A 13,187-nucleotide genomic window follows, 5' to 3' on the forward strand; every position below is an offset into this window, starting at 1 on the left:
CGGCGACACGGCCTGCCGCTCCGCTGGTCGTACGGCGGGCCAGCGAGTCGGTGCCGCCGTGTCACGAGCGGCGGCTCGCTGGGAGTCGCGGCGCGCCCGGCTGGTGGCGGCCGGAGCCGACCGCGGCGACGTGCCCGGCTGGGTGATGGTCACGGTGATGACGGCCGCGCTGGTCGTCGCCATCGCCACCCTGGCGACGCCGGCACTGCAGACCCTCTTCACCTCGGCTATCGAACAGGTGACCGGCATCGGCGGGAACTGATCGACCGCCCTCGCACGGCCGTGCCCGGGCGAATCCGGAGGTTCCTGCCTGGCGCCAGGGGCCCGCAGCCGGATGACATCCATACCGCCGGCCCCACTGCCCCTGCCGGCCCTGCCGGCGAGACCAGGCCTGCGGACGGCGGTTCGGCGATCGTCGAGTTCGTCCTGGTCGGGACACTGCTGCTGATCCTCATCCTGGGCGTCATCCAGGTCGGGCTCGTCCTGCACGTGCGCAACACCCTCGCGGCGGACGCGGCGGAAGGCGCCCGGCACGCCGCGAACCTCGACGTGCCGGCGATCGAGGGCGGCAGCTACGCGCAGCGACTCATCGCCGAGTCGCTGCCCGGCCGCTCCGACGCCGTCTGCACCGGCCAGGAGGAGGACGGGCCGGGTGACATCCCGCTCGTCCGGGTCACCTGCACCGTGGTCGTACCGCTGAGCCTCGTCCCGCTCGGTGACGGCGTCACCGTGACCGTGACCGGCCACGCGCTGAAGGAGACCCCTTGAGGCCCTCGATCCGCAGCCGGCGCTCTGGACGAGTCCGCAGCCGCCGTGCCGGCGGACGTCCGCACCCGTCGCGGTGGCGCCTGTCGCGGCGGCGACCGGCCGAGGCAGACCGCGGGTCGGCGATGATCGAGTTCGTCGGGCTGTCCCTGGTGCTGCTGATTCCCTTCGTCTACCTGTTCCTGGCCGTCTTCGCCGTCCAACGCGCCGCGTTCGGGGTGACTCAGGCTGCCCGCGAGGCAGGCCGCGCCTATGCCACCGCCCCCAACGAGACGGCCGGCCTCGAACGCGCCCGACTCGCGGCCCAGCTCGCCTTCACCGACCAGGGCATCCACGCCGCGCCGGAGATCAGGTTCGCCCCGCAGGGAGCCGACTGCGGCGCGGGCAACCCGGGCGACGGCGCCGCCACCCTGGAACCGGGCGCCCGCTTCGTCATCTGCGTGCGCGCCCTCGTCCCCCTGCCCGGCGTTGGAGCCATCGCCGGCGGCCTCGCCGACGTTACCGTCAACGGCCAGTTCACCGTGGTCGTCGATGCCTATCGGGCTGATCGTTCGGGCCTCTGACCAGCGGCTGTGCCGTTCTGATGACCTGTGGCGCTGTGGTACAGCGCTCGGAACACCGGTAACTGGCAGGAGTGCGGCCTGGGTGCGGAGGTCTGGCGAGAGCCTCGTCGGTGCCTGCGTCGGCTGGCCAGGGGCTGCAGGAGCCGCGTGCGTGTCTGCGCACAGGGCTTGCGGATATTGCGTTTGTTGCGGATGATGCGGTTGGGGTCGCTGAGGATCAGCGGACGAGAGGCATGGATGTTGGTGGGGTGGTGCGATGCCTGGCCTGGTTGACGATGCGGCAGCGCGGAGCGACTCCGGTGCGGAGCTTGCCCGGCGGGCGGCACGGCGCATCAGTGAGTACCTCACGACGCACCCTGGTGCTGATCAGGACACGATCAGGGGGGAGCTGGCGGGTGACGACGCCCTGGTTGTCCCCCGGGAGGCAACCGTTCTGCTCGCCAGGATCCTCCTGCTCCTGGCACAGGGGGAGAGCGTCAACGTCACGCCTGACTCCGCTGAGCTGACCACGCAGCAGGCGGCTGACTTCCTGAACGTCTCCCGGCCCTATCTGATCAGGCTGTTGGAGTCCGGAGAGATCCCGTTCCGCCTGGTTGGCACCCATCGGCGGGTCAGGTTCCGTGACCTTCACGAGTACCGGAGCCGCGACGATCTGGAGCGCAGGGGTGCGGCCGACGACCTGACCGCGCTGACCCAGGAACTGGGGCTGTACTGACCGATGGCCTTCACGGTGGTCTACGACGCCAACGTGCTCTACCCGAACACATTGCGCGATCTGCTGATCCGGATCGCGCAGTCGGGTCTGGTCCAGGCGAAGTGGACCGAAGAGATCCTCGACGAGATGCTCGCCGCGATCAGGCGAAACAGACCGGAGGTCTCGGCTGAGAAGTGTGATCGCCTCCGCAGCCTCATGAACGCCTCTGTTCGGGACGTCCTGGTGTCTGGCTACGAGCCGTTGATTGACGGGCTGAAACTTCCCGACCCCGATGACCGGCACGTGCTGGCAGCCGCGATCAAGGCTGGCGCACAGGTCATCGTCACCCGGAACCTGAAGGATTTCCCGGCTGCCGATCTGGAACTGTGGGCCGTCGAAGCGCAGTCGCCCGATGCCTTCGTGTTGGACCAGCTGAGCATTCGAGGGCAGGCGGTGGTCGCGGCCATCCAGCAGATCGCTGACTCCCGCACGAAGCCACCGGAGTCCGTCGACGACGTCCTGCGGCAGCTTGAACGTAGCGGACTCGTGGAGTCGATAGCGGCGCTTCGCGCGCTGTAGCCACCCAGCGATGGTGCGCGGGTGTTCGGCCTGCGGGATCGGCGTCGGCGGGGCAGAGAGGGTCTGGCTGTCTGCGGCGACGACCCTTTCGCGGACGGGGCGACGACGGAGCCCTTTGAAACGACGGAGTTGATAGTCGGCTCCTGCCAGGCACTCGGTGGAAGACCCCGATAGAAGATCGACAACACCACGGTAAAGTGGCGCACTTTCGTTCGCGCCGGATCAGGGTCTTCGCAGGTGAGCACAGCGATAACGTGAAATGAACGGCCAGTTCACCGTGGTCGTCGATGCCTATCGGGCTGATCGTTCGGGCCGCTGACCAGTGGCTGTGCCGTTCTGATGACCTGTGGCGCTGTGGTACAGCGCTCGGAACACCGGTAACCGGCAGAGTGCGGCCTGGGGGCGGGGGTCTGGCGAGAGCCTCGTCGGTGCCTGCGTCGGCTGGCCAGGGGCAAGGGGCTGCGATGATCCGGTCGCGTTGATCAGCGCTGGCGGCAGGTCGACTCCTTGTCTCCGGCAGCCATGACCGTGACCGCGCCTATTCCGTGAGGAGCCCCGTGATTCCCCACCATGGACGCGCCCTGATCCGCGAGATGCGGATAGCTGGGCCTGACGCCGGCCCCTACGACCTGAGCGCCGAGCCAGACGGGACGCTGTGGGTCACGATGGTTCACGCCGGGCGGATCGCGCGGCTGACCCCTGGTGGTCATCTTGACTCGTATCAGCTCGCCCCGGCCTCCTGCGGGCCGTCGATCATCACCGAGGGTCCGGATGGCGCGATGTGGTTCACCCGCAACCGTGACCACCGGATCGGAAGGATCGCCTGCGACGGCGCGACCACGTCCTACCTCGTCCCTACTCCGGACGGTGGGCCCTTCGGTATCACGACCGGCCCGGACGACGCCCTGTGGTTCACCGAGATGAACAGTGACCGGATCGGACGCATCACCACCGACGGCACGATCGCCGAGTACCCGCTCCCCGTGACGGCGCCCTGCCGGCGGCGATCACTGTTGGAACCGACCAGGCCGTCTGGTTCACCCTCAACCAGGCGGACGCGATCGGTCGCATCACTCCCGCCGGGAAGATCACGCTTCACCCGCTGCCCACCCCGGGCGCGGCTCCGGTCGGGATCTGCCGCCACACCGATGGTGCGATCTGGTTCGTGGAGATCGCCGCCGGTCAGATCGGCCGGATCCGCACCGACGGAAGGATCGAGGAGTTTCCCCTTCCCGATCGGGAGGCCCGGCCTCGCGCGATCATCGCTGACCCGCTCACCGGCGGCTGTTGGTTCACCACCTGGGCCGCGGGCCGGATCGGTCACATCACTCCCGACGGAAGGATCGACGAATACGAGCTGCCGACGCCGTCCAGTGAACCGCACGGTCTCACCGTCACCGGAGAAGGGACCGTCTTCGTCGCACTCGAAACCGGAGGACTCGCGCGCCTGGAGCGGACTGCGGTCGTTTCTGAGAACTGACCCCGTTGATTACGGCCACAGCGGTTGGAAGATCGGCTATGTCATGGTGAGCTGATGAGTTCGGCCGAGTCCACAGCGCGCCCACGCTCGGCTGCAGGCACGGACGTGGAAACCGAATAGCGACCGCCTCCATGAGACGCCGAGAATCCAGTCCATGTCCGCCACCCACATCCTGCTGATCTGCGGCGCGGCAGGCGTCGGTAAATCGTCGACCGCCTACGAGGTCGCCCATCGGCTGCGTGCCCTCGACGTGGCACACGCGATGATCGACTCTGATGAGCTTGACCGAGTCCACCCCTGGCCGCCCCCCGGACTGCCCGCCAGTGAGCTGTCCCGACGCAACCTCGCCGCGATCTGGAGCACCTTCGCAGCCCTCGGCCACACACGGCTTCTGCTCACCGGCGTCTTCGTCGCCCTCGCCGAGGAGGCGGCCTGGATCGCAGAAGCGGTGCCCGGTGCGGACGTCACCGTCGTCCGCCTGACCGCCGACCTTCCCACGCTCGCCAGCCGGATCCACCGTCGAGAGATCGGATCTGGCGCGCAGGCGCAGCTCGCCCGAACCATCCGGCAGCTTGAAATGATCGACCAGTGTGACCCGCCGGGCACAACGGTCATCGACACCACCGGCCAGACGATCGCGACCACGGCAGCCCAGATCATCGACGTCTGGCTGAATCAGCCCGGCGCCCGGGGGTGACGCGACCCCCGGGCGGTAAGGGAGAAACTGGGCGTACGCAAATCCGTTCCCGGACTCGGCGGGCCGGACGGCGTTGACGGCGCGTCGCCCGCTGGCCATCGCCTTAGCCCGCTGGCCATCGCCAGGAGTGCGGGCGCAGAACGGTCAGCAATCTCATCCGACGAGGCGAGGGAGCCGGAGGTGGGCCTGTCGCGATCCGCGTCTTCCCGCGGCTCGGCAGCCCGCAATCGTATGTCCCCGGGCTTATCCACAGTCCCCGGGGTTTTCCGCGAGGCGCAGAAGAGTCCCGAGGAGAATCGTTTCCAGGAGTACCCGGAGCTGGTTGAACCTTCCGAGTGGCACCCTTCTGACTTCTTCACCTGGCCGGCGGAGCAGTGCCCGCGACCTCCTCACGCGCCGGCAGGACGACATTGCGATCATGAATGGCCTGGTGGAGCGCACCGAGCCGCAACGCACCCTGCAACCGGCCGACTTTCCGACCAGCATCGGTCAGGCGTCTGATTTTGAGATCTATTTTCCTTCGAATGGTGTTGCCATCATGTGTATAGTTAATTCATGGTGGTGGATGGGGGTCCCGGGAACAGTCTCCGTGCTGCCTACGATGCGGCCGACCCGGTCCTCTGGCGTCGGGCCGTTGCTGATCTGCGGGCCCTGGATGTCGCGGACGCCTGCGCACGCCGGGGTCGCGAGGTGGTCCGCGGCGAGCTCGGCATGGCGTCCATCAGCGGCGTCGACAAGGCGATTCGCGCCGCCCGTGACACTCGGGACGACCCGGAGCGCCTGGCGCTCGCTCTGGCGATGCGGCCGGCCATCATGCTGGCCGCGCTGATCGCGGCGGCGCCGGGCTGGCGGGTGGAGCCGGAAACGGGCACGGTGGCCCGGTACTACGACGCGGGCGGTTCTGATGTGACCGGCCGGCCGGACGTGACAGCGCTGTTCCGCCGGGCTGTCCGGGTCGATCTCGGTGCGTACGTCTGGGGGGTCGCGCCGGTGGATCTGATCCCGAAGCAGGGCGTGGTCATCGCCGGTGAGGCGGACAACCCGGCGGACGCGATCCGCCGGGTGCTGGCCACGCCGTTGGAAGGCGCGCCGGCTGAGGAACGGCTCCACGGGCAGTGAGTGTCGTTTTCCGTCTCGCCTGCTCGGGGTCGATCGTCTCCGAAAACCCTTGAGATGATGGGTCGGTGACGACGGCTGCAGCTGCTTCATCCCTCATCCATGGGTCCTGCACGCTGACCCGTGATCTGGCGGTGCCACCGGGCCGCGTCTTCGCGGCCTTCTCCGACCTCGTGCTGCGCCAACGCTGGTTCCGCATACCCAGCGAGCCGGGGGCGGCCCACCACGAGCTGGATTTCCGTGTCGGTGGGCGGGAGGTCGCCCGCGGCACGTTCGCTCCCGCCGGTGTTCCGGAGCAGGTCGAGTATCACTCGGAATTCCTGGACATCGTCCCCGATGAACGCATTGTGTTCACCTATGCGATCACGGTTGACGGTCGCCGCCACTCCATATCACTCGTCACCGTGGAGCTGGCCGCGGCGGGATCCGGCACACGTGTGACCCGCACCGAACAGTACGTGTTCCTTGTTCTCACGGGTGATGGCGGGGTCGACGTCGCCCATCTCGAAGGCAGCATGCGGTTGCAGTTCAACGGACTGGAATCGGCCGTAGGCCGCCCCTGAGCTGGCCGGAGACGGCGACGGCATCACCGGTCGCGGAGCAGCGGTCCCGTGCCGGCATCCACATAGAGCCACTGGCCGTCGACCCGCGTGAACGTGCTGCGTTCGTGCTGCACGTGGCGTTCGCCGTCCGCCGTGCGCGCGATCGCGCGGAATTCCACGGCACCGCTGTCGTCGCCGGGGCCGCCGTTCACGGTGTCGACGATCTGCAGGGCGCGCCAGGTCAGACCGGCGTCCAGCGCCAGGCGTCTGGGACGGGTTGAGGGATGCCAGGTACGCAGCAGGTAAGGCGCGAGGCCGCGGGCGAAGGCGCTGTAGCGGGACCGCATGAGAGCTTCGGCGGTCGGCGCCGGGCTCCCGAGGTGGAAAGGCTCGCAGCACTGCGCGTACTCACGGCGGGAGCCGCACGGGCACCGGTCCACGACGCTCATGCCGTATGACGCGCTATCACGACGGGCCCCCAGGAACGCATAGCGTGGGCTGAGCTGGTGCCCGACACGCTATCGCGGTGGGGGGCCCGCCGTCGGGCGCCATGATCCGCGGGTGCGGCGGGGATGACAAACTGCCAACGGTCCAGGACGGAACGGGGCCGGGACGTGCGCGGACGTCAGCCGGCGGCGAGTGGTGGGCAGGGAAGCCGAGGTGGCGGTGGCCGAGGAGACGATGGATCGGGCGGGCACGCCGCTGGTCTGGTACGTCAGCTACGGGTCGAACCTGCGGTCGTCGCGACTGGCCTACTACCTGGCGGGTGGGGTGATGCCGGGCACGACCCACACCTACCCCGGTTGCCGAGACCGCCGTCCGCCGCGTGCCGCCGCACCGCTCCTGCTGCCGGGATCGGTGTACTTCGCCCTGGAATCGAAGGTCTGGGGCGGTGGCATGGCGTTCTACGATCCGACGGTGCCAGGGTTGGCCGCGGCCCGCGCGTACCTGCTCAGCCGTCAGCAGTTCGTCGACGTCGCGGCGCAGGAGATGCACCGGGAACCCGGCGGCGACCTCGACCTGACCGCTCTGACCGCGCCGGCCGGTCGGCGCGGCGCCGGCCGGGCCGTTCTCGGGCCCGGCCGGTACGAGACGGTGCTGCTCGTCGGGTACTGGGGCCCGGTGCCGTTGCTGACGTTCACCGCCCCGTGGGCGCTGGCCGATGTCGCTCCCACCGCTCCTTCTGGGGCCTATCTGGACATGCTGGCGGCCGGGTTGGGCGAGTCCCACGGCTGGCCGCCGGCGCGGATCGCCGCCTACCTGGCCGGGCTGCCCGGCGCCCGGGGCGTCTGGCAGCCCGACGAGATCGCCGGACGTCTCATCGCGGCGGAGGCGACCGAACCCGCCTGATGATTCCTTCTCGCCGCGGGTGAGGCGACACGCTGCCATCATCGGCACGCCTGCGCACCAGGGCGGGCTGACGGCGTCGCGGCAGCCCGGCCGGATCGGCTCGGCTTCTAGCCGGCCGACTGCCCTGGATGTTCCACCGTGCGGGCGAGGATGCCGAGAGTGGCGCGTAGGGCGGCCTCGGGGATGACGGGGAAGGCGCCTCTGGTGCGATACGCCTCGTCGATCTCGCTCCAGTCGTAGTACGAGGTGACCATGGTTCCGGCGTCTTCTCGTTCGAGACGGTATCCATACAGGTGGCGCGGTGGGGGATCGAGCATCACCCCTCGGATGGTCCACTCGATCAGCTCGTCGGCGACGAACCGCGTGATGACGACGGTGACCTCGTACCTTCCGAGCGGGTAGTCGTTGAGGGACTCGCGGTCCATGTGCATGACGAACTCGTCGCCGACGCCTGTCGCCGGCTTTCCGTCGCTCCACTGGAGCATCCCGGAACTGTCGATCGACACATGGCCTCGCGGGTCGCGGAGCACCTCGAAAATTCTCTCGGGCGGCGCCGAGATATACCGCCGCACCTCGAATCTGGCGTCACTCACCGGACGCTCCTCCACCTTGTTCCGCTGTCCTGTTCCACGGTCTCATCCGACTAACCGATGACCAGGTCGTCGTGGTTCGGCCTCCGCAGCCGGTGCCACATCTCGTTTCCGGGGAACGGACAGTTCGTGACCGATCGGCCATGGTCGTTGCGGTAGTAGCTGTTCGCCCGCGGATCCATGTAGATCTTGTGCTTCTCGCGGGCGTCGAGCTGGTCGTTGTACCGCCAGTAGGCCTCCTCGGTGACCTCGACGGTGCGCTTCCCAGTGAGGATCAGCTCCCTGACGAGGTCGAGGAGGTAGCGGGTGACCATCTCCTGATGGTTGATGACGCCGAGCCCGCCGTACGGGTTCATGTTCGGCCCATAGATCAGGAACAGGTTCGGGAAACCGGGGAGCATGGTTCCGATGTAGGCGCGGGGGCCGTCCTTCTGCCAAAGGGTGTGGACCGACAGCCCGTTCCGCCCGATCACGTCCATCGGCCAGAGGCATTCGTTCGCGCGGAATCCGGTCGCGTAGACGATGACGTCGACCTCGTGGTCGGTGCCGTCCGCAGTGCGTACGCCGGTGGGGGTGATCCGCTCGATCGGGTCGGTGACGAGCGTGACGTCATCGCGCATGATCGCGTCGTACAGGTTGTAGGCGGCGTCGACCTGAACGGGCCGCGCGGAGAACGGAGGGTGCGGCGGGATCATCTTCTCCGCCAGGTCCGGCCGGCTCGCCAGCTTCTTACGAATGAATGCGACCCGCTCGTCGCGGATCTCCTTGTTGACCTCGCTGCGCGCGAACTCGTCGTCGAAGTCGGGGTCGATCTCGCGCAGCGGGCCGGACTGGTACGGGCCGAGCAGCCACGTCGTCCGGAAGCGCATGAAGTGCGGGTGCAACGGCAGGTTCCGGTCCAGCCAGCCGACCTGTTCGGGGAAGGGCGAGAGGTATCCGGTGTGCTCGAAGAGCCACTGCGGGGTCCGTTGGAAGACGCTGACATGCCTGGCGAGCCGGGCCAGCTCGGGGACGAGCTGCACTCCCGAACAACCCGTGCCGATCACGGCGAACCGCTTGCCTGCGGGGTCCAGGTCGACCGGCCAGCGCGCGGTGTGGAACGCGAGGCCCTCGAACGTCTCCATGCCGTCGATGTGGGGGATGCTCGGCCGGGAGAGCAGCCCGACCGCGCTGATGACCGCGTCGGCGCGCAGCACCCGCTCGCCATCCGGGCCCCTGGCCACGACCTCCCAGGTCGAGGTGTCCTCGTCCCAGGTCATCGTGGAGACCTCGGTGTCGAAAACGATGTGCTCGCGCACCCCGAACTCGTCGGCGAACCAGTTGAAGTACTGCTGGTTCTCGTCCCGTGAGCACCACGGCGACGGGGTTTCCGCCGCTACCCCGAGGATGTGGGTGTAGGCCCGGCTGGGGGAGTCGACGCGGGCACCGGGATAGCGGTTCTCATACCAGGTTCCACCGACACCGGAGTTCTTCTCCAGCAGGGTGAAGGCGATTCCGGCATGTTTGAGCTGGGCCGCCACGTTCAGGCCGCCCATGCCGCCACCGACGATGATGACGGAGAAGTTCTGGAGGCGCTGCGGGTCGGGCGCTGGGGTGTCCGCGTCCCAGGACAGCCCGCGGGCCCACGGGTCGAGGCCGAGCTCTTCCATCCACAGCTCGATGTCCTCGGCCGGTACCTCGTCCACACCCCCGGCCAATGCCAGGCTGCGCGGGAGCCGCTCCCGCGGGCCGGGGCCGAGAGGACCCGCACCCGAGTCGCGATAGTCCTTCAGGAAACGGGCGGTCCGGCGCCGAAGAATGTCGACGTCGGCTGGGTCGGTCAGCCCGAAGGAGAGATTTCCACCCACATAGCCGGGTACCGGGCCGATCTTCGTGGCGGCGACGCTCTCATCCCCGGTGAGCTGGTACAGCAGCCCGCGTAAGGCTAGAGGATCGGCATAGGTCACCGCATCGTCGATCTGCTCGTCGCTGGCGTCGAGAAGCTCCGGCCGAGATTGCCCGTTTCCCGTGGTCACGTCTTCCACTACCTCCGGTTTTCCGTGGTGGCGACATTCGCAGGAGTGTGAGCAGTCGCTCAGGCTGGTGGCGGCGGCTGCACAGCCCGCAGATGGTCCGCCATCATCAGCGGTGTAACCGCCATCACCCCGCCGTCGACCGGCAGGACGACCCCGGTGATCCAGCGGGCCTCGTCGCTGGCGAGGAACACGGCGGCCCAGCCGACGTCCCAGCCGTCGCCGCCCGTGCCCAGCATCGTTGACGCCGCCGCCATCCGCTGGCGGTAGTCCGCTTCCGGAGTGACACCGACGACCGAGAACAACAACGGGGTCGTGATGTGGCCGGGGGCGATCGCGTTCACGCGGATTCCCTGCCTGCCGTGCGCATACGCCATGTCGACGGTGAGCGCGTGCATGCCACCCTTCGCCGCGGCATAGCTGGCATAGCCGCCACCGCGGGCCCCGGCGATCGAGCCGATGTTCACGATCGACCCGGAGCCTCTGGCCGCCATCACGGGGACCGCGCTCTTACTCGCGAGGAACATCGTGCGCAGGCTGAGCGCCTGCACCCGGTCCCAGTCGGCCTCGCTGGTGTCGACGACGGTGCCGGCCGCCGAGACGCCGATGTTGTTCACCAGGACGTCCACCGTGCCGAAGGCGTCGACGGCCGTGGCGACCATCGCCTCGCAGTCCGCCGCCTTCGTCATGTCCCCGGCGAAGACGACGGCCTCCCCGCCCTCACGCTCGATGATCTTCCTGGTCTCGGTGGCGCGGTCGGGGTCGATGTCGGCCAGCACGACCTGCGCGCCCTCGCGGGCCAGCAGAATGGCGCAGCCCCGGCCGGTTGCCATGCCGGGGCCCGGCGTCGAGCCGGCCCCGGTGACGACGGCGACCTTGCCGCTGAGACGCCCCTGCGTGGTCATTCGCAAACTCCCGGTCGGCGCGTTGTCTGACCAGCACGTTAGTTCGGACAGGACGGCGTCACAAGTGGGTGTTCACTTTCTTTGCCGGCCAGAGTCCAGATCGGGTCGGGTGACGGCTCGTCATCCGGGCTGCCCGCAGGGCGCGGCTGATGAACGCGGCTCGGCTGGTGCGCGCCGGCGCGGAGTAGGCGGACGGAGTAGACGGACACCGCGTCGGTGCCCCGCCGATCACCGGGCAGGGCGGACCATCCGGCGGCTCGTGCTCTCGGATTCGTGCTGATGCGGTACGCGTGAGGCGATCTTCGTGCTTCCTGTCGGGGCGGGCCGGCGACAGGCTGCGGATCGGAGCCGAGATGGGCGTGCCGTCACTCTCGGACTCGGCGGACAACGCGGATGAGAATCGACGACGCCACGGTGAACAGGTGCGCTCCCATTCACTTCTGAATCGTGATCGTGTCTTTGCGTCTCGGCAGCGGAGAACGTGGGCTGGGGCTCGTACCTGATAGTCCGGCGGGGCCGGCTTCTCCACAGGAGTCCCGCGGGAGCACGAGTCCGGTCCGGCGTGTCGAGCCCGGCTTCGCTGTCCGGCAACCGATGCTCCTCTCGTCCGCGGGAAGATCCGCTGGAAATTCTGGCGTGGCTGGCGCGGTGTTTTTGGGAGAGAGGTCCATGAAAGTCGCTCGATTCACCGGGCTTGGTTCGAAAGTCCGGTCCAGTTGTATCGTCGGTACACTTCTGTTGGGTGCGCTGGTCGGTGTCGCGACGCTGCCCAACACGGCCGCGCTCGCGGACGGGCCCGACCGGGCGAACATCCGTGTCATGACGCAGAACACGTATGTGGGCAGCGATTACCAGGCCATTGTCGACGCGAAGACGCCGGCGGAGTTCGCCGCGGCGGTGACGCTGACATACCAGCAGATTCTGGCGTCAGACCCGAAGGCGCGCGCCGCCGCGGTTGCCCGCGAGATCGTGCGGAACCAGCCCGATCTGGTCGCCCTTCAGGAGGCGGACATCGTACGTACCGGTGCGGCACCGGCGACGAACGTGCAGTCAGACCAGCTCAAGGCTCTCCTCGCCGCGCTCCGCGCGCAGGGCCAGCCCTACCAGCCGGTGGCGATCGTGCCCGAGCTCGATGCCGAGTACCCGAGCACCCTTGGCTTCGATGTGCGCATCAGCGCGCGGAACGTGATCCTTGCCCGGGTCGGTCGCGTCAGGGTCTCGAACCTGCAGGCCCAGACGTTCGCCGTCAACCAGGTGTTCCAGTCCGCGGTCGGCTCGATTACCTTCCGCAACGGCTGGACGTCGGTCGACGCCGTCGTCGGTGGCCGCGCCTTCCGGTTCGTCACGACCCACCTGGAGGCGAGCCCGCCGTTCACCACGCAGCTGGCGCAGGCGCGGGATCTTGTTGCGAGTGCGGCGAACACCCGGCTCCCGGTGGTGTTCGCCGGTGATTTCAACACCACGGCCAACGACCCTCAGAACCCCACATTCCCGACGTACCAGTTCCTGCTTGATTCCGGTTTCGTCGACGCCTGGGCCAAGAAGAACCCCGGGAATCCTGGCTTCACCTGCTGTCAGGCACCCGACCTGCGTAATCCGGTCTCCGCCCTGATCGCGCGAATTGATCTGGTCCTCTTCCGCGGAGGCTTCGACGTGGCCGATGTCCACCGGGTTGGGGACCGGCAGAGCGACCGCACGCCGTCGGGGCTGTGGCCGTCCGACCACGCCGGCGTCGTCGCGACTCTGCGGCTGCCGGACCGGGGGTATGGCGGCTGAGAGCCGTCATACGTAGCCGGAACACCCGAGAAGCCCGGTGTACCCAGACACCACGATGTGCTGGGAGACCGGTCCGAGTGGCCGTCGTCGTGCCCGCGCAGGCGTGGCGCACGACGAC

The 13,187-nt window shown here is 68.4% G+C and carries 14 protein-coding genes and 1 pseudogene; 11 read left to right on the top strand and 4 right to left on the bottom strand.

Going from position 1 to position 13,187, the window contains the following annotated elements:
- Positions 1–58: 58 nt before the first annotated feature.
- The 9 genes and pseudogenes from ACG83_RS35545 (at position 59) to ACG83_RS35585 (ending at position 6,457) form a co-directional block, all read left to right on the top strand.
- Complete coding sequence (locus tag ACG83_RS35545) at positions 59–262, top strand: hypothetical protein (RefSeq protein ID WP_054570684.1); 204 nt, start codon at positions 59–61, stop codon at positions 260–262.
- A 77-nt stretch (positions 263–339) separates the two neighbouring features.
- A complete protein-coding gene (locus tag ACG83_RS35550) occupies positions 340–768 on the top strand; it encodes a TadE/TadG family type IV pilus assembly protein (RefSeq protein WP_054570685.1) in 429 nt (142 codons plus the stop codon).
- A 122-nt stretch (positions 769–890) separates the two neighbouring features.
- Complete coding sequence (locus ACG83_RS35555; protein ID WP_054570616.1) at positions 891–1,328, top strand: hypothetical protein; 438 nt, start codon at positions 891–893, stop codon at positions 1,326–1,328.
- A gap of 256 nt (positions 1,329–1,584) precedes the next feature.
- Positions 1,585–2,043, top strand: a complete 459-nt coding sequence (locus tag ACG83_RS35560; RefSeq protein WP_054570617.1) for a helix-turn-helix domain-containing protein — start codon at positions 1,585–1,587, stop codon at positions 2,041–2,043.
- 3 nt (positions 2,044–2,046) lie between these two features.
- Entirely contained in the window at positions 2,047–2,601 is a 555-nt protein-coding gene (locus ACG83_RS35565; RefSeq protein ID WP_054570618.1) for a putative toxin-antitoxin system toxin component, PIN family, read from the top strand.
- Between the two features lie 593 nt (positions 2,602–3,194).
- Positions 3,195–4,081: pseudogene (locus ACG83_RS48180) on the top strand (virginiamycin B lyase).
- Between the two features lie 154 nt (positions 4,082–4,235).
- Positions 4,236–4,778 carry a hypothetical protein gene (locus ACG83_RS35575; RefSeq protein WP_054570619.1) on the top strand — a complete coding sequence of 181 codons (543 nt, stop codon included), beginning with the start codon at positions 4,236–4,238 and terminating at the stop codon, positions 4,776–4,778.
- A 711-nt stretch (positions 4,779–5,489) separates the two neighbouring features.
- Positions 5,490–5,897, top strand: coding sequence for a hypothetical protein (locus tag ACG83_RS35580; RefSeq protein WP_152991609.1), 408 nt, complete (start codon positions 5,490–5,492; stop codon positions 5,895–5,897).
- Positions 5,898–5,962: 65 nt separating this feature from the next.
- Complete coding sequence (locus ACG83_RS35585) at positions 5,963–6,457, top strand: SRPBCC domain-containing protein (protein ID WP_200931433.1); 495 nt, start codon at positions 5,963–5,965, stop codon at positions 6,455–6,457.
- A 23-nt stretch (positions 6,458–6,480) separates the two neighbouring features.
- Here the strand turns inward: ACG83_RS35585 and ACG83_RS35590 are convergent, their stop codons facing one another.
- Positions 6,481–6,885, bottom strand: coding sequence for a YchJ family protein (locus tag ACG83_RS35590; RefSeq protein ID WP_054570621.1), 405 nt, complete (start codon positions 6,883–6,885; stop codon positions 6,481–6,483).
- A 232-nt stretch (positions 6,886–7,117) separates the two neighbouring features.
- Between ACG83_RS35590 and ACG83_RS35595 the strand changes: the two genes are divergently transcribed.
- A complete protein-coding gene (locus ACG83_RS35595) occupies positions 7,118–7,786 on the top strand; it encodes a hypothetical protein (RefSeq protein WP_054570687.1) in 669 nt (222 codons plus the stop codon).
- A 107-nt stretch (positions 7,787–7,893) separates the two neighbouring features.
- Here the strand turns inward: ACG83_RS35595 and ACG83_RS35600 are convergent, their stop codons facing one another.
- The 3 genes from ACG83_RS35600 to ACG83_RS35610 are packed head-to-tail and all read right to left on the bottom strand — an operon-like array spanning position 7,894 to position 11,293.
- Complete coding sequence (locus ACG83_RS35600) at positions 7,894–8,379, bottom strand: polyketide cyclase (RefSeq protein WP_054570688.1); 486 nt, start codon at positions 8,377–8,379, stop codon at positions 7,894–7,896.
- A gap of 50 nt (positions 8,380–8,429) precedes the next feature.
- Complete coding sequence (locus ACG83_RS35605) at positions 8,430–10,391, bottom strand: NAD(P)/FAD-dependent oxidoreductase (RefSeq protein WP_054570622.1); 1,962 nt, start codon at positions 10,389–10,391, stop codon at positions 8,430–8,432.
- Positions 10,392–10,450: 59 nt separating this feature from the next.
- Positions 10,451–11,293: an SDR family NAD(P)-dependent oxidoreductase gene (locus tag ACG83_RS35610; RefSeq protein ID WP_054570623.1), complete on the bottom strand. Its 843-nt coding sequence runs from the start codon at positions 11,291–11,293 to the stop codon at positions 10,451–10,453.
- Positions 11,294–11,929: 636 nt separating this feature from the next.
- On the opposite strand from ACG83_RS35610, the gene ACG83_RS35615 reads away from it, so the two are divergent.
- Positions 11,930–13,069: an endonuclease/exonuclease/phosphatase family protein gene (locus tag ACG83_RS35615; RefSeq protein ID WP_158230852.1), complete on the top strand. Its 1,140-nt coding sequence runs from the start codon at positions 11,930–11,932 to the stop codon at positions 13,067–13,069.
- Positions 13,070–13,187 lie beyond the last annotated feature (118 nt).

Source organism: Frankia sp. R43, assembly GCF_001306465.1.
GTDB classification, from domain to species: domain Bacteria; phylum Actinomycetota; class Actinomycetes; order Frankiales; family Frankiaceae; genus Parafrankia; species Parafrankia irregularis.

Bases quoted from the DNA above. Each gene is read 5' to 3' on its own strand.
- ACG83_RS35555 (WP_054570616.1), top strand. From the start codon at position 891: ATGATCGAGTTCGTCGGGCTGTCCCTGGTGCTGCTGATTCCCTTCGTC.
- ACG83_RS35560 (WP_054570617.1), top strand. From the start codon at position 1,585: ATGCCTGGCCTGGTTGACGATGCGGCAGCGCGGAGCGACTCCGGTGCG.
- ACG83_RS35565 (WP_054570618.1), top strand. From the start codon at position 2,047: ATGGCCTTCACGGTGGTCTACGACGCCAACGTGCTCTACCCGAACACA.
- ACG83_RS35575 (WP_054570619.1), top strand. From the start codon at position 4,236: ATGTCCGCCACCCACATCCTGCTGATCTGCGGCGCGGCAGGCGTCGGT.
- ACG83_RS35580 (WP_152991609.1), top strand. From the start codon at position 5,490: ATGGCGTCCATCAGCGGCGTCGACAAGGCGATTCGCGCCGCCCGTGAC.
- ACG83_RS35590 (WP_054570621.1), bottom strand. From the start codon at position 6,885: ATGAGCGTCGTGGACCGGTGCCCGTGCGGCTCCCGCCGTGAGTACGCG.
- ACG83_RS35595 (WP_054570687.1), top strand. From the start codon at position 7,118: ATGGATCGGGCGGGCACGCCGCTGGTCTGGTACGTCAGCTACGGGTCG.
- ACG83_RS35610 (WP_054570623.1), bottom strand. From the start codon at position 11,293: ATGACCACGCAGGGGCGTCTCAGCGGCAAGGTCGCCGTCGTCACCGGG.